Here is a 23,316-nt window from a genome sequence, read left to right as displayed (position 1 = left end):
CTTATTGTCTTGATTCTTGAATTTGTGCAAAAGTCTTTCCAGTATCAGCGAGAATAGCATCTCTTCCTGTATACACCTGCCAACGCTTTATCGTTACATCTACAAAGGCGGAATCAAGTTCTATGGTTCTACAGATTCTTCCTGTCCTCTCACATGCAATCAATGTACTTCCAGAACCACTAAATGGATCAAGAACTATATCCCCTGGTCCACTGCTGTTTACTATCGCTCTCTCCATTAACTCCACTGGTTTCATCGTTGGGTGCAGTGAGTTGTACGTTGGCTTATCGTAAAACCAGAGATCACTTTGATTACGTCCCCCATGCCACTCACGTTTATTGCCATTTTTCCAACCGTAGAGTATTGTTTCGTATTGTCTTTGATAATCAGATCTTCCTAGCGTAAAATGATTCTTTGCCCAAATGATGAATGTCGACCAACGACCACCTGCTTCTTCAAATACCTTCTGCAAGGTCGAAAGCTCTGATGATGATGCACAGATGTAAATTGCCCCTTTGGTGTATGCTAAAACGTGAGAACAAATGTCATAAAGGAACAATTCGTAATTTTCACCTTGATCATCGTTTAGTATTTTTTTGTCTTCTCTTTCCTGACTGTCACCATATGCTACGTTATACGGAGGGTCACACACGGTAATATCTGCCATTTTATCGTCCAGTACCGCTTTAAATGATTCAACCAGACAACTATCACCACAGTAGATTCGATGACCACCTAAAATCCACAGATCCCCTGGTTTCGACACTACTGACTTTTTATCGACCAATTCCACCCCCTCTTTTTCTCCTCTTTCTACTTCTTCTTTTCCATCAATGTTGTCGAGAAAGCGTTGGACTTTTTCCAGCTCAAATCCAGTCATTTTAAGGTCAAACTCCAAGTCTTCTAACTCTTGAATTTCCAACTTCAAAAGATCATCGTCCCACTTTGCCCAGTTAGCTGATTGATTGGCAAGTAAACGAAAAGCTTTGGTTTGGGCTTCACTTAAGTTATCACTGAGGACTACGGGAATACTCTCCATACCCAGTTTTCTTGCTGCTTTAAGTCTTAAATGACCATCAACCACAGTGCCATCGCTTTTTGCAACTATCGGAATACGAAAACCAAATTCCCGAATAGAGGCACACATTCTGTTTACTACATCGTCATTCTTGCGAGGGTTACGATCGTATTCGACAAGATTTTCAACGGGGTAATAGTGGATTGCTAAATTCATATAATTGCTATGTTTAAATTCTTAATAACTTGTTAAAAAGTTAATAATTAAAAAACGTCTGACGCTAGAGAGGGCCCGGGGTTTCGCTCCCAAGTCCGCCAGTCTGGCCGAAAGGACCCACTTCCTATGTGTTATCTAGCATATTAAAACCTTTACTAAAATTATTAACACAAAGCATCAACGCCAAAGCATCGGCTTCATTATCATCTTGAGGAATAAACCCTTTTCCCTTTACAGCTTCAATAACTTCACTTTTACTTGCATTACCCTTACCGGTGATAAAGCGTTTTATCGTCTTGACAGGTACACCTTGATAAGGTATATTGTTTTCCTCGCACCAAGCTGTTAAATGAGCTAGAAAGCCTCCGTAGCAATGTGCAGCGTCAGTACCTAAATGTCTTCTTACTTCTTCAAAATACACTGCTTCAATATCTGAAAATCTTTCCCTCATCTCATTGAGCCACCTACGAAAATTTAAGAAGTGCATTCCACCTCCGCTGAAACGGCTACCATGAAAGTTTTCACTCCCACTTTGAATTACTCCATCTGTCAGAATTGCCCAGCCGGTTTGCTTGCCGAGGTCGAGTGTTAAAATAGACATCCTAAATTACAAAAACCCCATTTTGATAACGTAATAAATGGCTTGATCCCCCACAATATAGCGTCCGTTCATCTTTTACCTCTTCTAACATGGACAAGTGCCAGACTCTATCATCACATATAGTTATGCTTGAATCGTGCTCACATACTAAAACAGCGCAGTTTAATGTCTTTGCTATATGAGCACAGCAGCCATCCATAAACTGCTCAAGGTGTAAAGGGTCTCCACCAAATAAATCCGAAATTGTATCTAACACTACAAGCTTTGGCTGAAACAATTGAATATCTTCAAATAGCTCATGAAAGAAAGGGGTAAACTCTCCTATACCCTTATCGTTAAAAATCATTAAGAAATTATTCTCTCCTTCTCTTGCAAGGATTTGTATTTGGCTTTCAAATAAAGTTTCTTCAACTTGGTAAAGACATACACTGACGACGTATTATATCTCGTTTACTGCTCTCACAAAATACACCATATGCTTTAACCTGTTTGACATCCATATTGAGCAATGGCTTACCAGTAGCAACCGATGTCATTAATTGTTGAGCAAGAAGTGATTTACCAACTTCACGTTCACCTTTAAGAAATGATACTTCTCCTAGGGAAAGCCAATCTTGTATGATGAATTCTTTTTCGGGAGGTGAACCAACCCATTTTGAACAATCTATTGCTTTTATCATAAAATTACTAAAAATATTTAAATTTAAGTTTGTAGCATAAGTTCCTAAATATCGTCTGGTTCCTTCAAAATACGCTATGAATGGGTTTTTGTAAGTCAATAACAAGAATCTTATGCTACCTACCTTAATTAGGAGTTAATTCCTTGCTATTATATATATTCACCAATTTTACAAAAACTGTTCACTTTTTTTGAAAAAAATTTTCATACAACTAAAAGTTACCTTACCTTTATAGTTACTGTAAGCGTAGATAATTTGGCTTTTGAAGAGACTTTTAAGGGTTTCTTTGTTCATGTGTCTCCTCAAATAGGGCATAGCTAAGCACTAAACAACGTAATTCATTCATTACTTCACTTCTTTCATCTATTAGCTCGTTTTCAATCTCTCCATATTCTTCAGTATCCTCTTCTACGTTTTCCAATTTTTCTAAGCCTTTTTCCAGTGAGTCAATCAAATCATCTACTTTGCGTTTTACGTGATTTCTAAAAACTCCTATATGCTGAGAAATCAGACCAAGTAAAAATACATCCCCTTGGAAATTTAATTCTGGCTGGCGTATAAATAACGCGATTGCTGCTTTTTTTCTTTCTTCTATAGAACCATGTTCAGCTTTTTCTAGAAGCTTGAAAGTATCAATGTTATCGCGCAAGAAGTTGCTGAATCTTAGCTCTCTTTCTGCGTAATTTCTCATGCTACTTGTCAATTTAGGTCTTAGTTCTCCATACATCTGTGGTAATAATTCATCTAACTCATCCAACTGTTTTAAACTTTTATCGTAAACTGAAGAGTGCATTATTAAAAGAAGGCGCCTACTTAATTTTCCAAAAAAACTTAAAATTACTACTCCATTAAGCGGATTATCATCACCGCGAAAAGGTTTCAATAACTTCTTATCCGTTGTTTTTTCTATTGCAGTAGCTAATTTACTTAATTGTTTCAGCTCTCTTAAACGTTTTCCTTTAGCTTCATCTACAACCTGTTTATAGAGATTTTGCTTATCTTCATAACCTAAAGACTCACAATATTCCCTCAATTGTTCAGGAGTTTTAGATAAAAGTCGTTGTATTTCCATAAGACCTCCAATATACCAACTTAACCAGCTTTTGTTATATATATTCACCGATTTTACAAAAACTGTTCACTTTTTTTTAATTTTTCTTTGCAAAGCGTAAAAAACGTGCTAAACTCACTAGTGAGTTTACTATACAGTAATAGAATTGCTAAGAATGCCATTTATTCAAGTTCTAAGGGGCATTATATGCGTTCTTTGGTAATGGTAGTATTTTTGTACCCTAAAGTTGCATCTAGCCTTAAAACAAAGTTTTTACCTCATCTAAAAAAATACAAATTCTCAATTACGTAACTTACCAAAAGCCTAAATTTCTTTTGCTTTCTTCAATCTTCTCTTCTCTACTCTGTTTGTTTGCCGACTTTTGTGTTATCTACACTCAATGCCCCTATACTCCGGATTTCTCACCACTTTTTCCGGGATTTTCTAAAAAAAAGTTAAAATAATTTTAAGGCAGCTAAGAAATTAAAAAGAGCCTAAAACCAGCTATGTCTTTTACAACAGCTTCTTCGCTATTTGAGATCTTTCCATTTTGGAAACAACTGATTATTTGAATCTAGAAGAGGTTACATGAGTTTTTGATAAAACAGTATCTCCCTATCTAGATCATCAGTAACGCTATAATAGCCTTCTAAGGCGTTTTTAAGAATGGTGTTGCAATGGAGACAATTGAAATGGGCTGATAGCTCTTTTTTACAATGAAAATGTGCTATGTAAAACTGTATCTTTTTGGTTTTAATTTCAAGGGGGGTGAAAAATTGTCCCCTCCCTTCAGAAAGCCCTATATCTCTGCTTTTTTTGACTACTACAAAAGAAGTTTTTCTGTTGGAGACAATAAATTTTGCTCTTTGTCTCCATTTTAAGCAGCAATCAAATTTTACGAGCTTCTGTTTCTTCTTCTATGGCAGTAACTTCAAACTTTTTTCCTTGACCTTCATCTATAACCTGTTTATAGAGATTTTTTCATCAAAAGACTCACAATATTCCCTTAGGAGTTTTAGATAAAAGTCGTTATATTTCCATAAGACCTCCAATATACCAAAATAACCAGCTCTTGTTGTACCGAAATTATGAAAACTGTTCACTTTTTTTGAAAAAATATTTTACAACGAATAAAAAACGTGATAAACTAAAATAGAGTTTCTTCTGCAAAGATAAAATTTGAGGTGGGTGATGACTTAGATATACCTTTTAATCGGCTTTTAAAGGGTGTTACAAGCGTTACTTAGGTGTAGTTGGTATTATTTTACCTTAAGATACTAGAATCGCTTAAAAACGACATTGAAGGCTATTTGCTTTTCTACGTTCTGTTTTATGAACATTTTAACACTATTTTTTGGGTCAGACTTAGTTAAAAGTTGAATGCATTTAGATTTGTATGTTTTATTATTAGCTTATATTATTTTATCTATTATTATTTATTACTATTATATATATATAATATATAAGGGTTTTGGGAAGCTAGAATCCGCTATACTGGCTGACTTTAGACACATGATTTCTAGGAACTCTTTTGGGAACGCAGGTGGAAAAGCTAGCTCTCACGCAGGATTCAGATTCCTAATTTCCAATTACTGATTTGGGAACCTGGGAATTGGGAATGTAATTCAATTGTTGGTGGTGTTATTTCTTATATATTCTATCTACCTTTAATTGAAAATTATATTGAGTTCTAAAATTAGCGTTTTAGTTAAGTAGATATGAATTGATAGTAGCTACAAGTTGAAAAAACAATAGAAGAAACTGGGTAAACTCTAAAATATTTTTACCCATAAAAAAAGACTTATCCTAACATTAAATTTTGCCTATAGCTAAAATCTTCAGCTCCAGGAGTGAATTTTCCTATACCACAAGCAAATGGTCCAGTTGGAATGTCAAGCCATTTATCTTCTTTCGAACCTGTAGACATTCCCTTTACTAATTTTGGTGGTCTTGCTTGTAAAAGTTCCTGTACCATACGCTCTAGTCTATCCCTTCCCATGCTGTGAAAAACTTCAGGTAGTCTATGCCGTTGCTTATATACTCCTGTGCTTCCTGTGTGAGTAAATGGATGTCCTGAAGCAGCAGATCGTGTAATTGCATCAGTAAGACATATTTTAAGGTCTTTTTCACTAGCATTTTTAACTGTTAGTTGTATTGTTATATCTTCTAGTAGCCCCGTTTCCTGATTTCTTAGGTAAGTTCTTACAGTGCGATCAGCTAAACCATTGGCCTTCACAACTGCCCCATGAAACAAAGCATTCTGTCTTGGTGTTTCTCCTACTGCCTTAAAGATTTCTAGCCTAGCTGTATTTTCTACTGGCCAAAAAGCATATGAGCATCTAACACCATTAACAAGAGCAGAGGTACCACGGATGGCATCTCGTGCTTGTTCAGCAGTTAATATAGGTTTCTCACTCTTTGGCTTTCTCATATGGTGAGCAGTAACAATTGAAGCTCCAGTACTATTTGCTAGATCAGACAATAGACACATCAGATAATCCCCTACAGCAGGATCAGCATTTATATCTGCATGGATAAATGAAGCAAGTGGATCAAATACTATCAATTTCAGATCTTTAATTTCCTCGAGCTGTTTCATTACGGATTCGAATTCAGGAGAAACTTCGACGATTTTACCACGAACATTTCTGAGTATTGTAAGTGATCCTCTAACGTTTGGCAGTGGTACAATAAATAATTTATCTTTATGTTTCAACCTTTCACACTTAGGGTCAAGTCGTTCTAAGCGGCGGTGTATCTCACTTGCATCATCTTCTGCTGAAAAAATCACTACTGATCCATGTTCAGTAACCAAAGGACCAAAACCGCACAGTTGATCCATATCACTTGCAACCTTAAGTGCCAGGTCAAGAAGAAGCATACCTTTGCCTGTATCTCCCATTGCTGCTATTATTGAAGTAACACCTAAAGGAAATAGACCTTCAACAAGAAACTTTTGCTCTGGTACCGGACCTACAAAGCGCTCTGCACTCCAATCTAAAATGTTAAGTGGCTGTTTTGTGGATCTTTCTAAACTTTTCATATTTGAAGTATCAGTAGCTGGAGTATCAATAGTAAGTAACGGAGTTGAAGCTAAAAACTCTTTGACATCTATACCTTCCTCTACACAATCAGCAGCATCCCATTTCTCAGGCTTACCTCGAGGAATTTCAAGCACAGCAAGTGATGCAACTCCAATTTCTAAAAGCTTATTTCCAACATTTTTAGCATATTTTGCACCTGCTTCATCATTATCTGGCCAAATAATAATATGCTTGCCCTTCAGTTGTGACCAATCAGTCTTTTTAACATCTGCGTTTGCTCCAGACATTGTTGTTGTAGCTGTAATACCTTGTTTTATCAGTGCTTCTGCACATTTTTCCCCTTCAACTAGAATAACTTTGTCAGATTTTAAAATGCCTGGAATATTGTACAAAGGTCTGATTTCTGGTGCAGTAAAAGTAGATTTTTTCACATCAAAAGGAAGATATCGCTTTCCACTATCATCATCATAACGATAGACTCTAACAATAGCTTGTCCGTTTTCATCATAATAATCCCAATATGCAGTTGGATTACCTGAAGTTTTGAGCTTTTTAAAATGACCAAACCACTCAGCTATAGAAGCCATTACTTCAGGAAACTCTATTCTCGTACTTTTTCTATGTACTGCTGCCCAAAGATCGATGATATCACCACCTTCTTTTGTTGCAAAATCGTGCCATAGGCCAGCTTCACTGCCACTTAATTCTACTACTAGACTCTTTCCTTTATCACCTTGTACATTGCCTATATAAAACTTATCACCACGAAAAGTTCCCCTTGGGAATAAATAAGAAAGGCATGATCTTATGTTTAATAATAGTTGTCTTTTTATTTCTTCTACATCAAATTGCTCTAATGGTTCTACAGTATTGTTAAAATCATAATATTCATCATTTAAAGTATTTTTTTGTTTGACATCAGTTAAAAAATCTTGTACCATAAATTGAAACTCCTTTTAAGATTAAGCGTTTGAAAGGTTTTTGAGTAAGGCTGTTTTGATTGGGGTCTTACTCTCTTCTTATGAAGTAAAAACTGCAATAGGAGGTTCTCTTGGCAAGGCTATATTAAGAAATAAAGGAAGTCAGTTTAGGTTTATAGTGAAAAGTGAGGCTTTAGTATCTTCTTTCTTTTAAGAAAAAATGCTCTACTATAACTCTACTACATTTTACTCACTATGTCAACCTCTTAGTTTTTATTTTGTTGATATATTGCATACTACTAATATGTAAGGAATTTTGGCTAAACCTTCTCATATACGCAGGCATAGTTTAATTTAAGGTGGAATTATAAGCGAATAGAAAACCCTCTACTATATATATACCGGGTTTCTTATGACTTTTTCTGAAAAAATTAAAAACTTTTTTCTTTGGAGGAGTTTGGCCTACCTATTAATGATAATCTTTTCAAGCCATCTGTAAAAATGAAAAGTTTCTGAAAACGGCAATTACTTTTTGGTTCATGAATAGAATTATTAAAGATGCCTTTTATTCAAATTTTAAAGGGCATTACAGGCGCTAAAAAGGTACAATGGATCTAGAGTGGTAAAATCGCTTTAAAACGTAATTACAGGTTTTTTGCCTACCAATGAGACATAAAACACAAAATTTTGTCTCCGCTATACATGATGAAATTGGAGACGTAAATTTTGATCTTTGTCTCTATTTTGAACTATTGAGCGGTAGTTATCTGGTTCTTTACATTAAATAACTCAGCTATATTATAGTGCATTTTTTATATTAACTAAATCTCTTAATTGATCGTTGTTAAATTCTGTAATCCAACTCTCGCCACTACTTATAGTTAGGTTTGCTAATTCCTTCTCGCTTTGAATCATCTCATCAATACGCTCTTCAAATGTACCTGTTGAAAGTAGCCTGTACACCATAACATTACGTTCTTGCCCGATACGATAGGCCCGATCTGTTGCTTGTGCTTCCACTGCTGGATTCCACCATAAATCGTAATGTATTACATGGTTTGCCGCTGTTAAATTAAGCCCTGTTCCACCAGCTTTTAAAGACACTATAAGAATGTTGGACTGGAATAAGTTTTTAAAGTCATTAATCATTGTATCACGTGCTTTTCTAGAAAGTCCTCCATGTAAAAATGGCACTTTTGATTCAAACCTTTCTTCAAGTAGCCTAGCTATAATCTCACCCATTTCAGTGTATTGAGTAAATATCAATGATTTTTCTGCAACTTCACCAATACTAATCAATATTTCCTCAAGCATCTGCATTTTACCGGATTGTTCAATACTCGCACGCTTTTTCTTGCCAAACTGTGATGGATGGTTACAAATTTGCTTTAAAGCATTGATAAGTTTAAAGATTAGTCCCTTACGTTCAATTCCTTCACTCTTTTCTATCTTCTCCATAGTTGTATCAACAACCTTTTGATAAAGAGCTGTTTGTTCTGAAGTGAGGGAACAATAACGATTATTCTCAATTTTATCTGGTAAATCCTGAATAATGCTTTTATCACTCTTAAGCCTACGTAACATAAAAGGGCTAGTGATTTTCATAAACCTTTCTAGACAAGTTCTATCTCTTGCTTTTTCAATTGGTGTTGCAAAATAGGTCTTAAACTGCTTAGGGGTACCAAGATAAGATTTATTGATAAAATCAAAAATGCTCCAATACTCAAGTAACCTATTCTCAACAGGAGTACCGCTCATTGCTATTCTATGCGTTGCCTCAATAGCTTTAATTGCCTTGGTTTGTTCGGTATTAGGATTTTTTATATTTTGTGCTTCATCAATCAAGAGCAAAAACCAGCGAATTTTATTAAGTTCTTTTTTATCACGACGTGCAAGACCATAGGATGTTAGAGCTACATCATAATCACTTGCCAATTCTCGATTTTGTCCGTGATAGATGAAAAGCTTTAATTCTGGTGCAAAACGCTCTATCTCCCTTTGCCAATTGCTTAAGATACTTGTAGGCGCTACTATCAAGACTTTATCTTCATTTAAAAATCCTGCATTTTTACAGTATAGAATGGCTGCAATAACTTGTATAGTCTTACCAAGACCCATATCATCAGCAATTATGCTACCAAACCCACTTTCTATGTTCTGTACAAGCCAACTAAATCCGCGTTCTTGATATGGGCGTAGTTGTGCTATTAGATTATTTGGCGTAGTTACAGGTGTGTAAGTATTAAATTTTTTAAACAAGCTTGTAAGCTGCTGGTCAAATGCTACTTTAGTTTCATTTACTTCTCCTGTTAGAGCAGCTTGCATAAGCTCTGCTTGACTTAAATAATCAGGCAATTTATCAAGTTTTTTTAATAAAGCTTCTACCTCTTTGTCATCCAAAAGGACGTATTGATCCACGATTCTTACAAACCCTCGGGAATCTTTTAGCAATTTTTTAAATTCTGTAACGCTTAGTTTTTTATCTCCTATTGCTACTTTCCAATCAAATTTCAATAAATTTTCCAGCGTTAAAAAACTTTCGCGATCTTCTTTTATTTTATCCTTGGCAGACAAACTAAGACTTAATTGTGGTTTGAAGATTTTTTGCAAAGATTTCGGCAAGATAACTGTTATACCTATTGCTCTTAGTACTGGTACAATACCCAGGAATAAAGGTGCAAAATCGTCTAAATTAAATGATAACTTGCTATTGCTATCAATCGATCTTTCTAATTCAGGTATGTATTCAGATAAGAGTGCAAGATCAGATAAAATACTAAGCTTTACGTTTTGATTAGAAAGTGCTTTTTCCAGCTTTATGAATGACTTCTCATCATCCAGTGATAACTGTACCTCAAGTTCAAATTTTTCATGGTGATCTTTTATCATTAAATAGAGTTTGTAAGGTTTATCTGCTAAATAAAGACGTGAAAGCCAGAGATTAATTGCTTGCGGTATTTCCTTGTTGCTAAACTCAGTAAACTTGTATGGTCTTCCAGTAAAGAATAATTCAAAGATGTATTTATCTCTATGCTTATCCAGTGATGCAGGAAAGTTATCTTCTATATACCCTAAAAGGATGAGAGAGATAGCAACATTTACCTGTTCCTCTGGTTCCATAGCGATTTCTTGATATTTAATCAATAGAGGCGGACAAATAGATGATATCTTGCTATGAATTTCCTTAACTGACTCATTAAACAACGCCGGAATCCACCTAATTATAATTTCTCCTCTTTTGTTTTGTAATACTTGTGGTATTAGCGCTGACTTTTCCATCAGCATATGTGCAAACTGTGAAATCATATGCATGAAGCGAAGTTCACGATTAAGCCTGTGAAGTAACGAATTAGGAATGTCGTTTAAAAATCGCGCTATATCTTTCAATACATTTCTACTTAGCATAAATACATTAGTTGTACCATTGCTCACTTGAGTAAGGTAATGCTGATCATCAATGAATAGTTGAAATGTTTGCCAATTCTCAATATTTCCCCATCTTTTAATAAATAGCTCCTCTTCTGATAGTTCCTTCTTAGAAGCTGGATAGTACACTAACTTTCCTGCAGGATACTTTTGCCAGTGCTTATAAGCTATCTGTAAAATATTATGGAAGTTTTTTTCAAAAAAAAGTGGATTATCTGTTAAAATACTACTGATACAATCAAAAAGGTTAGGAATAGTTGATAAATCAATATCATTTAAAATTGCTTGGTTATGTATTCTAATTTTAGAACATGCCTTAAATATATCATCTATCTTTAAAATATTTTGAGCATTTTCTAATTTTCCATTCCCAAAATCATCGATAAGTGCTGACAAATTACAATTATGAATATTAAAAATCATGAAGGGGTTTTTATCAATTTCTGCAGCAATAAGATAAATTACAGCAGCAATGTGTTTACAAGGCATAGCCCAATCAGGACAGTTGCAATTTGCATTCATCTCTTCCCAATTTGAAGGAAACAATTTAATCCCAAGATCATTAAGCTTATCAAACAAGCTGGTTGGTAATTGCCTATTTATTAATTTAGATAGTATAGAAGGTGAAGTTTCAATAATTTGACGAATGGTCTGTTGTTCTGATGAGCTTAATTCATTGAGTATAATTTTGACTTTATATGGTTGAGGTTTTGAACCACGATATGGGTAAGATCCTGAGCTATGAACTTTAGCTGTAACTATGTGACCATTAATTTTAATACCAAAAGTTCGACCAGTATTAGCACAAGTTCTGCCACGTGGAAGACGGTTATCATAATCAATTCTATTGAAGCACTGAAGCCATTTTTCTCCCCACCATGTTCTTCCATAAATAGTCATCTTGTAAAACTATATATTTTAACCTAGATAAGCTAGATGCTGATTCTATGGATGATTTTCTCTGAATATGCAAAACTCATCTTGAACTACTACAAAATGTTAATTATAACAACAGAGAGGGCAAAAGCAATAAACACTTATATCAAAGGAAAAATTGATTAAGGGAAAAGTGAAACTTTTTAAAGGTTGTTTAATACCTTTACACCTGTGATTGTAGCACTAATGTTGTGCGATAAATGTACAGTGAAAATGTCATCAGAAGTTACCCAATTATTGAGTAGTTTTTTTTACGGCGTCAAGACTCTTGCCAGCATAGAAAATATCAGTTCCTATATAAATATCCTTATGGGCTAAAAGAAACTTCTATTGGTTGATAGAAAACAGAAAAAAACTATTTAAAAAGTATACTCAACAATATAACAAGGAAGCATAAGTTAGGGAAAGTAGTAGGCCGTTGATAAGGATTTGCCTATTTTCTCGATCAACTAGCTTTTGTATAAGTACTGATGGGTCAATATAAATGAGTAGTTCTGGGAAGCTTACTTTATCGGCTAATCTATATTAGCGTCATAGAGGATTTATATATTTCAAGCATGTTAATTATTTTTTCTGGATCATTTAGGAAACTATAGTAGACTTTACAACTCATTAATTATCACTTAACTTACCTCCTAGTAAGTTCTTGAGTTATGTATGGATAACACGTTGATAATATTAGCAGCAGGAAAAAGCAGTAGAATGAATTCACAGTACTCAAAAACACTACACCCAGTAGGAAATTTTACTCTTTTAGAGCATATAATTCACAATGCAAAACCGCTGAGTTTAAAAAGTCTATCAATTGTCATTAACAAGCCTTTTCTAAAGGAGTTAGAAAGATTTAGTACCTTAAAAGATATAATTGATAAATATAATATAAAATTGATAATTCAAGAAAATATTACAGGTACTGGCACTGCAGTTAAAATTGCCCTAGAAAGCCTGGAGCGGTTATCTGACCAAGACATAGTTTTAATACAGTACGGAGACACCCCGTTTATATCTAGTGATACAGTTATGAGAATGACTGATTGTTTAAAGTGTAATAATAAAAATTTAGTTCTTCTTGGATTTAATAGTCAAGATAAGCAATATGGAAGATTAGTAATTGATGATAATGACAATGTTCAAAAAGTCTTGAAAAGTGAAGATGAAATTCTTCTTGCAAACTCTGGAATAATGGTTTCATACGCTAAAGATCTTTATACCCTAATAAAAGAAGTAAAATTTAATGATTCGACCAACGAATGTTGTCTTAATGATATAATACCCATTGCAGCAAGCAATAACTTACGTGCAGGTTATGTAGTCGCTGACGAAAAGGAAGCAATGGGGGTAAATAACAAAGAGGATTTGGTCAAAGCAGAACGTTATTTTCAGGCAAATAGAAGAAGACAACCAACCCTTCTTTCATAACTATATTTTTTTATTCATTGATCCTTAATTTAAGTTGACATTTGTTTTATACTAGTTTTATAATGCTTTTTAAGTCTTACTTGTAAGATGATAGGTGTGAAAGATTTTCCTGGTTGTAGTGAGAGGGACACATGGGAATATTAATAACAGGTGCTGCAGGTTTGATAGGATCGGCTTTAGTAGAAAAGTTAGAAAAGCAGGGTTATGAAGTAATAAGCTGCGATATTAGGTTTCGCGACAACCCACTCAGTTTTTTTTCAGAAGATATAATGCCGCTACTCGCTAAGTGTACGGGGGTTATTCATCTGGCTGCAATTTCTAGAGTTATACATGGTGAGCTTTATCCTAAATTGTGCCAAAAAGTTAATGTCGATGGTACAATCCAATTCTTAGAATTCTGCAAGTCGCTTCCGAATAAACCATGGTTTATATATGCAAGCAGTAGAGAAGTATATGGAGAACAAAAGGAACTACCAGTTGCAGAGTCTGCTAGTATTAACCCAATAAATAATTACGCCAAAGGTAAAGCGTTTATTGAAGAACAAGTAATAAATTTAAAAGGTTCTAACTTTAATGTAGCAATATTACGCTTCTCAAATGTATATGGTGGTTTACTAGATCATAGTAGTAGAGTAATTCCTGCACTCTGTATCAATGCATTGAAAGGCGATCCAATTAGGATAGAAGGTAAAGAATGTGTTTTTGATTTTACCTATTTGGATGATGTTATAGAGGGTATATACTTAACTGTTAAATATTTACAAAACGAGAAATCTTCTCTTCCTGCTATTCATCTTACTACTAATAGCCCATGTACTTTAGAAAACTTAGCAAAAACAATATTAAAAGTCACGGAAAGTGATTCTAGAATTGATTTTTATCCTCCAAGAAATTTTGACGTAACTAAGTTCCATGGTGATTTTACTAGAGCTAAAGAGCTACTTGGTTGGTCTCCAAAGCATTCATTAAAAGTAGGATTAGGTAAATTTATAAAAAGTCTACAAAACAATACACAAGAATATCCTAACAATATAGATATGGTAATATATGAAAATATTAAAAGTTATTCATGGTTACCCTCCTTATTATAGCGCTGGTTCGGAGGTTTACAGCCAAACTCTTGCCCATGAACTAGCCAATAATAATGAGGTACAAATATTTACTAGGCATGAAAACAGCTTCTTACCTGATTTCCATTATACTACAGCTCTGGACTGTAGTGATTCCCGGATCTTACTGAATTTAATTAATATACCTACAACTAAATATCGTTACAAATTTATCAATGAAGAAGTAAATATAAAATTTAAAAGAATAATAGATAACTTTCAACCAGATCTTATACATTTTGGTCATCTTAATCATCTATCAATTACTTTACCAGAAGTTGCTTTTAAAGAAAATATATCTACAATTTTTACGCTACATGATTTTTGGTTAATGTGTCCAAGAGGAAGATTTATTCAACGTAATTCTGAAGATTTGTTACGGCTTTGTGATGGACAGAAGGATCAAAAATGTGCAACCCAATGTTACAAGGGGTATTTTACAGGAGATGAAGAATTCTTGAATTCAGACTTAAATTATTGGGAACAATGGGTTGCAACTAGAATGAAGCAAACAAAGAAAGTAGTGGACTATATAGATTACTTCATTGCTCCGTCAAAATTCTTAATGGATAAATTTACTCAAGACTTTAATGTTCCGATAAACAAAATTTCTTATCTTGATTATGGTTTTGATCTAAATCGTCTTAAGAATAGAAATAGGGTGCAAGAAAAAGAGTTTATTTTCGGTTATATAGGTACTCATACTCCCGAGAAAGGTGTTGACCTATTATTGAAGGCTTTTTCTCGCTTATCATCTAAAGCAAAACTTAGAATTTGGGGAGCGGCAAGGGAAGAAACTAAAACTTTAAAAGCGATTGCCGATCAGTTTCCACATGCTGTTAAAGAAAGGATAGAATGGATGGGAAGTTATAACAATAAAAATATAGTTACTGATGTATTTAATAAAGTTGATGCGATAGTTGTTCCTTCAATTTGGGGTGAAAATTCACCATTAGTAATACATGAAGCACAGCAACTGAGTGTACCAGTAATAACGGCTGATTATGGTGGCATGGCAGAATATGTAAGAGATGGAATAAACGGACTATTATTTAAGCATAGAGATACAAATAGTTTGTCAGAAAAAATGCAAGTCCTATCTACAGACCAGGAATTATACAGTGAACTGACCCAAAGAGGCTATCTTTATACTAAAAATGGTAATGTACCTTCTATAAGTGAGCATACTGAGAAACTTAACAAAATTTACCGTAATGTTATTGAAAATAAAGGCAAATCAGTGGCTACAAAACCTGGTCCTTGGAGAATTACTTTTGATACTAATCCAGATTACTGCAACTTTGCTTGTGTAATGTGTGAATGCTTTTCACCATATAGTAAAGTTAAAGAGGAGAAGAAAGCTAAAGGGATAAAACCCAAGATAATGTCAATAGAAACTATCAGGAAGGTAATTAAGGAAGCAGATGGAACACCTTTAAGGGAAATCATTCCTTCTACTATGGGTGAGCCTTTAATGTATAAAAGCTTTGATGAAATAATCAATTTGTGCCATGAGTTCGGCCTGAAGCTTAACCTCACGACCAATGGTTCTTTTCCTATTAAAGGAGCTAGAAAATGGGCTGAACTATTGGTACCAATTTTATCTGATGTTAAGATTTCCTGGAATGGGGCAACTAAAGAAACTCATGAAAGAATCATGAAAGGTTCAAAATGGGAAGTAGTGACAGAAAATTTAAAAACTTTCCTTGAAGTTAGAGATAAATACTTTAGCGATACAGGTGAAAGGTGTACCGTTACTTTACAATTAACATTTTTAGAAAGTAATTTACATGAACTTTACGACATAGTTGAGATGGCTATAAAAAATGGCATAGATAGAGTTAAAGGACATCATCTTTGGGCACATTTTAAGGAAATTAAGGATCTATCTATGAGGAGAGATGAATTAGCAATTAGTAGATGGAATACGGAGGTGGGAAGGTTATATGAACTTAGGGATAATATGCTATTGCCAAATGGTAAAAAGATAAAATTAGAAAATTTTACGATCCTTTCTCAAGAGGGTATCAAGGATTTGGCTCCAGGTGGTCAGTGCCCATTTTTAGGTAAAGAAGCATGGATAAACAATGAAGGCAAGTTTAGTCCCTGCTGTGCTCCAGATGAACTACGCAAAACATTAGGAGATTTTGGCAATGTTAATGAAGTTAAACTGGAGGAAATATGGCAAAGTAGCGAGTACCTAAACTTACAAAAGAATTATTTAAACTATGAATTATGCAAAACATGCAACATGAGAAAACCATTAGTCAATTAATGAAAGATAGTGAGTACCTTAAATCTATTAGGGTTTCCCCCTGTGAAAGGTTTCACCAATTGTCAGAAAATCCTTTGTACAAAAATAGATTTATTAGAGTTGATAAATTTCACGAGCCTGGCCTTGCACCAGTTTATGATGAGACAGGCGCTTATCACATCGATGCAATGGGAGAAGCAATTTATCGCGACAGATTTTTAAAAACTTTTGGATTTTACTGCAATAGAGCAGCCGTAGAAGATGACACAGGGTATTACCATATTGATCCATCTGGATGTAGAGTATACAAACATTCGTATCAATGGATTGGAAATTACCAAGAAGATATTTGTGTGATTAGAAAGCATGATAAGTTTTTTCATATTGATTTGAACGGCAATAGAGTTTATGAGCAAGAATACAATTATGTTGGGGATTTTAAGGATGGTATCGCTGTAGTCCATAAAGATGGTAAAGCTACACATATTAATAATCATGGAAAGTTAGTACATAATAAATGGTATAAAAAGCTTAATGTTTTTCATAAAGGATTTGCTATTGCAGAAGATAAGCATGGCTGGTTTCATATAGATATTAATGGCAATCCTGTTTACCGGCAAAGATTTAAAATGGTAGAAGCATTCTATAATGGCATGGCAAAAGTTGAAACTTTTGAAGGTGTATTAGGACAGATCGATATTACCGGAAACGTAAAGTTTAGTATTTTTGATTTAGATAAAGAATCTCAAGTGCATAAGATTTCTGCAGAACTTTCAGCCTTTTGGAAAACTTACCTCGCAAATGTTGCTATTGAACTTGATTTGTTAAATATCTTACCTGCAACTATGCCAGTTTTATCTCAAAAGTTAAATATTATCGTTCCAAATCTAGAAAGGCTGTTAAGGGCGTTGTGGGAAATAGGGTTTATTGATTACGATAAGAACAAGGACTTATGGCAACTATCATCAAAAGGTAAGTGTTTTAAGGAAATACCATTTTTGCCTAAAGCAGCAGCAATGTGGGCAAGGGTTGCCGCTGAAAAGAATTGGTTAAAAATTGCCGATATATTAAGGCAGGAGTCAATATCTTCATTTGAATCTTTTAAGGAGAAAGAAACATCAGAAGACAGGAAAATAGCGTTTTACCAAGCATTGCTAGGATATTCCAGGTTTGACACTAAAGAGTTTAATTCTAGGGTTAATATAGATGGTGCTAAAAATATATTGCTATTTGGCGTACACTCTTTATTTCTTGCTTATTCTGATATACACAATAAAGGTTCTATAGGCTTATATTATTACAACGAACATAAAGTGCCTAGGCAGGCAGTAGAAGATTTAAAAATTAAACTCATAACTCAAGAAGAATTATCAGCTACAAATTATGAATTAGGTGTCTTTTGCCGCTTTCTGCAGCATTATGATGATAATAAGGTATTGTCTTATTTAAAATTGGTAAAAAATAAAGGAATACCACGCGTTTTAGTGATAGAAACTATCCTAGATTACTACTCCCCAGTGGGAGGTTCTGTAGATATTAATGTAATGGTTGAAACAGGGGGTAAACTAAGGACATTGAGCGATTGGAAAAGAATACTAAAACAAGTAAAAGGGCTTAAAATTTTTAGTATTGTACCTTTAACAGATTATTTATCAGTTATTGACATTAGGTGTTAATATATGAAAGCATTGCAAAAAAATGGTTTTTTTATTATCAAAAATCTAGTTCCTTTAGAGTTAATAACTCAGTCTTTAAATGATATAATAAGCAAGATATCAAAGTTATCTCAAGAATTAGGTGTTTCAACTTCTGACTATTTAAACTGCACTGGAAGATGGGGTACATCATCTCAGGTAACTAGAATTGTATCTCAAGTATTAGATAAAATTATTAAAAATTATCTTGAAAAGTCACTTCAATGCCAGATACTGCAGAAAAAATCAAATGTTATATGTAAAACTGCTGATTTAATAGATGCAGTTCCCTTCCATCAGGACATCTCTTATAGCTTTAATGACCCTTATCATTTTTCTGTTTGGCTAGCTTTGAATAATGTCAATAAAACTTCAGGTGCACTACAAGTTATAGAAGATAGTCACAACTGGAAAATACAGCCTCTAGTTGATTTTTGGCATCCATACTTTTTGGATCAATACTCGGATAACCGGGAAAATTATAAAATTAAGTCACTACCTATTTCAGCAGGAGATGCGATAGTTTTTGATTCACGGTTATGGCATGGTAGTGATAAGAATATAGATGCTAAAGATAGGTTTGCTTATGTTACGAGATGGGTTGTAAAAGATAAAAGTCTTCCTTGTGTGCCAAAACCTCAGCCTTCAGTTTTTGGTATATTAAACTGTGGTGCATTAACAGAATTTATACTGAGAGAATACTTATCATTATTTCGTCGCCAGGAAAGTATAAAAACAAAAAATATGGAAGAACTTATTAAGAGCTGGTTAGCCTTTATTACAGACACAACTACAAATATTTCTGAGGTCAACACTGCTGAAGCTAAGCGAGATTTATATAAGCTACTTATTCTGAATCAAGCGTCAGCACTACATGATGCTGGAGACATTTCAGGAAAAATATACAAAAATTTATGGTTTTCACTGCTTGTATTTCTCAATAAAAAAGTCAATGTGGTGGAGCTAGCATTATAAATGAACAAAAGTAGAGTTGGTAGTTTCAAGTATATATTGGTGTTCATTTTGAATATCTTATCCAAGTTTAAGCTTAATGTGCTTGTAATGTTCCTGGTTGCCCTAGTAGTGGCTGTTGATTTATCTTTTAGAAAGTATTTAGTAAAAAATATCTTAGATACAGCTGTAAAATATCAAGAAGGTAATGTAATTGAAAATCTTTTATTACCTGTAAGCGCTTATGTTTGTATGGCATTACTTATTACTACTGCTTTTAGATTCTATGGCTATTTTGTTGACATTCGAATGTTTACCTCAATGCGTCAAAAAATAGCTGATATGTCTTTTTACAGGCTGCTTCAGCAAGACCATTCCTATTATCAAAACAACCTATCCGGAAGTTTAGTATATAAGGTCAGTAACTTAATGGATAGTGTGATAGAGCTAATAAGACTGCTTATAGACTGTTTCTTTAGTTATAGTATAGCATTAATCTTGGCTATTTATACTTTATCACTAGTAAATATAAAGTTTGCAATAGCTACATTCATTTGGGTGAACATTTTTATTTTGATTTCGGTTTTCAGTTTTCGGGTGCTTACCGGATTAGCCGATGATCATTCTAAACAAAGTTCACAAGTAATAGCGGGTATAGCCGACAGTATTTTAAATGTTATATCAGTAAGGTTATTTTCTCGGCAAGCGCATGAGAGGCATAAATTTTTTCAAGTATGCAAGAAAAAAACTATTGCAGAAAGAAAATTACAATGGGCATACTTTTGGCTTTGGTTTATATATGGCTATTCATTTGATATACTCCAAGCAGTAAACTTGTATTTTTTAATTCATGATTATCAATTGAACAAGATTGCAATAGGAGATATTGCTCTTGTACTTGGAATTAATATATCGATTATAGAGTTTCTTAACCATCTAACTAGGAATCTTACCCAATTTTCTACTCATTTCGGCAAAGTTTCAGATGCATTGCCAATCTTGACTACCGTACCAGAAATTCAAGATAAGGAAAATGCTAAAAAATTAAATTTATTAAGTGGAAGAATAACGTTTAATAATGTTTCTTTTTCTTATGAGGGTCAGAAGTCATTATTTCAAGATTTTTCAGTTACCATTAATCCTTGCGAAAAGGTAGGTCTAGTTGGTTATTCTGGAGATGGTAAATCTACTTTTATAAACTTAATCATAAGGCTATTTGATGTTAAAAAAGGTAATATACAGATTGATAATCAAGTAGTATCGGAAGTTACACAGAGTTCTTTGAGGCAACAAATATCTGTAATACCTCAAGAACCATTGTTGTTTCATGATACTATTTTAGCAAATATTATATATGGTAAACTTCAATCTACTATCGAAGAAATAATAAGAGCTGCAAAGCTGGCTGGTATTCATGATTTCATTATGACTCTACCCGATCAATATGAAACTGTAGTCGGAGAAAAAGGCATAAAGCTATCTGGAGGGGAAAGACAAAGAATAATCATAGCGAGAGCATTTCTAAAAAACGCTCCGATATTATTTTTCGATGAGCCAACTAGTCAGTTAGATTCTATAACAGAGAAAACAATTCAAATGAGTTTATTTAAGTTGATGGAAAATAAAACCACCATTACTATAGCACACCGTATTTCTACACTTTTACATATGGACCGAATTCTAGTATTTGACAAAGGAAAAATTGTCCAAGATGGTAAACATTCTGAACTAGTTTGCAAGAAAGGTCTTTATAAAGAACTTTGGGATGCTCAAATTGGCTGTCTAAATATCAAAAAAGAAAATGGAAAAAACTATCGACCTGAGAAGTGACACTACAACTTTACAAAGCTCCAACGTTATACACGCAATAAGTAGTGCAATCGTTGGAGATTTTGCTTACGGTGAAGACAAAAGCTGTAACAACTTATCGGAATATTGTAAACAATTATTCAAAGTAGAAGAAGCATTGTTCGTAACCAGCGGTATGCTTGCAAATAGGTTAGCTATTGCCAGTCAAACAAGTCCTGGTGATGAACTAATTACTCATTATAATTATCATGTTAATTTTTTCGATAGTGCAGGCAATGCAAAAGTAAATAGTATAGTGTTTAACTGTATTAGGAATAATACCGGAATCTTAGATATTGATGAAGTAGAATATGCTATTAACTCTAAACCGAGATATAAAATTTTTGCTCAGGTGAGTCTAGTTTCTATAGAAAATAGTATAAACGGGTTTAACGGTAAAATTTATCCTTTTAAGAAACAAGTAGAGTTATATAATTTCTTAAAAGCTCACAATATAAGTCTTCATTTAGATGGTGCGAGAATATTTAATGCTCATGCTGAAACAAATGTTGCTTTAGCTGACTATGCTAAATATGTAGATACAATGAGCTTTTCTTTTACTAAAGGACTTGGAGCTCCTTTTGGTTCAATGCTTATGGGTAAAAGAGAGATAATTGAAAAGGCTAAGAAGTTACAGGTTTGGTTGGGGAGTGGTTATCATCAAATTGGGTACTGCGCTAATGCAGCAAAATATGTACTACAGAATAATATCTCTAGGCTTAAAGAAGATAATAAGCTTGCTAAATTGTTTGCAGACAAGATTAAAGAAATTCCACATGTAAAGCTGATACTACCTTATCCAGAAACTAACATAGTAAGCTTTAGTATAAAAGAACTAAATGTGACTAATGAGTTTTTTTTGAGTAAATGCCAAGCTTATGGTTTATTGCTCTTTCCTTGGCTCGAATCTCATATAAGAGCAGTTGTTCATCTTGGCATAGAGGAAGCAGACATAATAAATGCTGCTGAAATTATAAAGGAGGTTGTATTAAATTTAGTATGAGGGTAAAAATAGATTTCTTTAGCGATTCAAACACTAATCCTTCATCTGAAATGAGGGAAGTAATGGCTAAAGCAAAAGTTGGAAATGAAGCTGCATGTGAAGATCCAACTGTAAACGAATTAATAGAAACCACATGTAAAATATTAGGTAAGCCAGCAGGAATATTTTTGATTTCGGGAACGATGTGTAATGTAATTGCTTATAAAGTGCACATTCAAAGACCTGGTGATTATTTGTTACTCGATGAAACTTCGCATCCATTAATAGTGCAATCTGGATTAATTGCAGCCCAGGCACATGCCACTCCTTTACCTATTAAAGGAACAAGAGGAATATTTACTGGAGAGCAAATCGTTGAGTTTATTACTCGTCCTAGCTTAAGGAATGTTCCAAAAGTTGGGCTTGTTTCTGTCGAACAAACAACGAATTTTGGTGGTGGAGCTGTGTGGCCTTTAGAGTATATTCAAGAGATCTCAAGTCTCTGCAAAAAGAACGACGTATCCTCTCATTTAGATGGAGCAAGGCTGTTCAATGCTTGTGCTTATGCTAAAATATCTCCAAAAGAATATGCAAATTATTTTGATTCGGTGTTTATTGATTTTAGTAAGGGATTAGGCGCTCCAATGGGTGCAGTATTGGCTGGAAGTGAAGAGTTTATTGAAAAAGCTTGGTACTATAAGTTTCAAATTGGCGGAGGTATGCACCAAGCTGGCATTATTTCAGCTGCATGTTTATATGCTCTCAACAACAACATGAATTCTTTAATAGAAGATCATAAAAAAATGCAGCACCTTATAAAAGGTCTTAGCTCTATAGATCAAGTTATAATCAATATTGACCTATACAAAACTAATATAGCGTATTTCTCATTACGTACTGATTGTATATCTGCTCAAGAATTAATAAATATACTAATGACAAATTATGGAATTAGGATGGCTAACATAAGAGGTAAAATCAGAGTTATAACACATAGAGATATAAGCTGTGAAGATATTAATACTACTATATCTACTATAAGAAAGATACTGAATAGGTAATTTCGATTGTTATCAATTTTCTACATTAATGGTTTGCAAACTTCTTGTAAAACAATATTATACCAACATAGTATTATGCTAGTATTTGCATGGAACTGTTTGGGGA

16 protein-coding genes are annotated in these 23,316 nt (G+C 33.9%); 9 read left to right on the top strand and 7 right to left on the bottom strand.

The window, feature by feature from the left end; genetic code table 11:
* Position 1 precedes the first annotated feature (1 nt).
* From ABWU29_RS03790 to ABWU29_RS03765, 6 genes are all read right to left on the bottom strand, one after another.
* Complete coding sequence (locus ABWU29_RS03790) at positions 2-1,234, bottom strand: DNA modification methylase (protein ID WP_264378213.1); 1,233 nt, start codon at positions 1,232-1,234, stop codon at positions 2-4.
* Between the two features lie 124 nt (positions 1,235-1,358).
* Positions 1,359-1,835: a crossover junction endodeoxyribonuclease RuvC gene (locus ABWU29_RS03785; RefSeq protein WP_264378212.1), complete on the bottom strand. Its 477-nt coding sequence runs from the start codon at positions 1,833-1,835 to the stop codon at positions 1,359-1,361.
* Position 1,836: 1 nt separating this feature from the next.
* Positions 1,837-2,181, bottom strand: a complete 345-nt coding sequence (locus tag ABWU29_RS03780; RefSeq protein ID WP_353280144.1) for a hypothetical protein — start codon at positions 2,179-2,181, stop codon at positions 1,837-1,839.
* 61 nt (positions 2,182-2,242) lie between these two features.
* Positions 2,243-2,614: an AAA family ATPase gene (locus tag ABWU29_RS03775; protein ID WP_353280142.1), complete on the bottom strand. Its 372-nt coding sequence runs from the start codon at positions 2,612-2,614 to the stop codon at positions 2,243-2,245.
* Between the two features lie 175 nt (positions 2,615-2,789).
* Positions 2,790-3,587, bottom strand: coding sequence for a hypothetical protein (locus ABWU29_RS03770; RefSeq protein WP_174516736.1), 798 nt, complete (start codon positions 3,585-3,587; stop codon positions 2,790-2,792).
* Positions 3,588-5,367: 1,780 nt separating this feature from the next.
* Positions 5,368-7,551: an AAA family ATPase gene (locus ABWU29_RS03765; RefSeq protein ID WP_353280140.1), complete on the bottom strand. Its 2,184-nt coding sequence runs from the start codon at positions 7,549-7,551 to the stop codon at positions 5,368-5,370.
* A gap of 40 nt (positions 7,552-7,591) precedes the next feature.
* On the opposite strand from ABWU29_RS03765, the gene ABWU29_RS03760 reads away from it, so the two are divergent.
* A complete protein-coding gene (locus ABWU29_RS03760) occupies positions 7,592-7,744 on the top strand; it encodes a hypothetical protein (RefSeq protein ID WP_174516734.1) in 153 nt (50 codons plus the stop codon).
* 584 nt (positions 7,745-8,328) lie between these two features.
* On the opposite strand, the gene ABWU29_RS03755 is transcribed toward ABWU29_RS03760, so the two are convergent.
* Entirely contained in the window at positions 8,329-11,856 is a 3,528-nt protein-coding gene (locus ABWU29_RS03755; RefSeq protein ID WP_353280138.1) for a DEAD/DEAH box helicase, read from the bottom strand.
* Between the two features lie 693 nt (positions 11,857-12,549).
* Between ABWU29_RS03755 and ABWU29_RS03750 the strand changes: the two genes are divergently transcribed.
* The 8 genes from ABWU29_RS03750 (at position 12,550) to ABWU29_RS03715 (ending at position 23,210) form a co-directional block, all read left to right on the top strand.
* Complete coding sequence (locus ABWU29_RS03750; protein WP_174516733.1) at positions 12,550-13,311, top strand: sugar phosphate nucleotidyltransferase; 762 nt, start codon at positions 12,550-12,552, stop codon at positions 13,309-13,311.
* Between the two features lie 131 nt (positions 13,312-13,442).
* The gene (locus ABWU29_RS03745; RefSeq protein ID WP_015588901.1) at positions 13,443-14,402 is read left to right on the top strand and encodes an NAD-dependent epimerase/dehydratase family protein; all 960 of its coding nucleotides are present in this window, start codon (positions 13,443-13,445) and stop codon (positions 14,400-14,402) included.
* A complete protein-coding gene (locus tag ABWU29_RS03740) occupies positions 14,359-16,695 on the top strand; it encodes a glycosyltransferase (protein ID WP_015588900.1) in 2,337 nt (778 codons plus the stop codon). Before ABWU29_RS03745 ends, ABWU29_RS03740 begins: the two co-directional genes overlap by 44 nt.
* A complete protein-coding gene (locus tag ABWU29_RS03735) occupies positions 16,656-18,350 on the top strand; it encodes a WG repeat-containing protein (RefSeq protein ID WP_006280066.1) in 1,695 nt (564 codons plus the stop codon). The genes ABWU29_RS03740 and ABWU29_RS03735 overlap by 40 nt, the downstream gene beginning before the upstream one ends.
* 3 nt (positions 18,351-18,353) lie before the next feature.
* Complete coding sequence (locus ABWU29_RS03730) at positions 18,354-19,343, top strand: phytanoyl-CoA dioxygenase family protein (RefSeq protein ID WP_006280067.1); 990 nt, start codon at positions 18,354-18,356, stop codon at positions 19,341-19,343.
* Positions 19,344-21,149, top strand: coding sequence for an ABC transporter ATP-binding protein (locus ABWU29_RS03725; protein WP_174516732.1), 1,806 nt, complete (start codon positions 19,344-19,346; stop codon positions 21,147-21,149).
* Positions 21,121-22,170 carry a threonine aldolase family protein gene (locus tag ABWU29_RS03720; RefSeq protein WP_174516731.1) on the top strand — a complete coding sequence of 350 codons (1,050 nt, stop codon included), beginning with the start codon at positions 21,121-21,123 and terminating at the stop codon, positions 22,168-22,170. The genes ABWU29_RS03725 and ABWU29_RS03720 overlap by 29 nt, the downstream gene beginning before the upstream one ends.
* Positions 22,167-23,210, top strand: coding sequence for a threonine aldolase family protein (locus ABWU29_RS03715; protein ID WP_174516730.1), 1,044 nt, complete (start codon positions 22,167-22,169; stop codon positions 23,208-23,210). Before ABWU29_RS03720 ends, ABWU29_RS03715 begins: the two co-directional genes overlap by 4 nt.
* Positions 23,211-23,316: the final 106 nt, after the last annotated feature.

It is taken from the genome of Wolbachia endosymbiont (group A) of Phasia obesa (assembly GCF_964028125.1).
GTDB lineage: Bacteria > Pseudomonadota > Alphaproteobacteria > Rickettsiales > Anaplasmataceae > Wolbachia > Wolbachia pipientis.
This window is presented reverse-complemented; position numbering and strand designations above follow the sequence as displayed.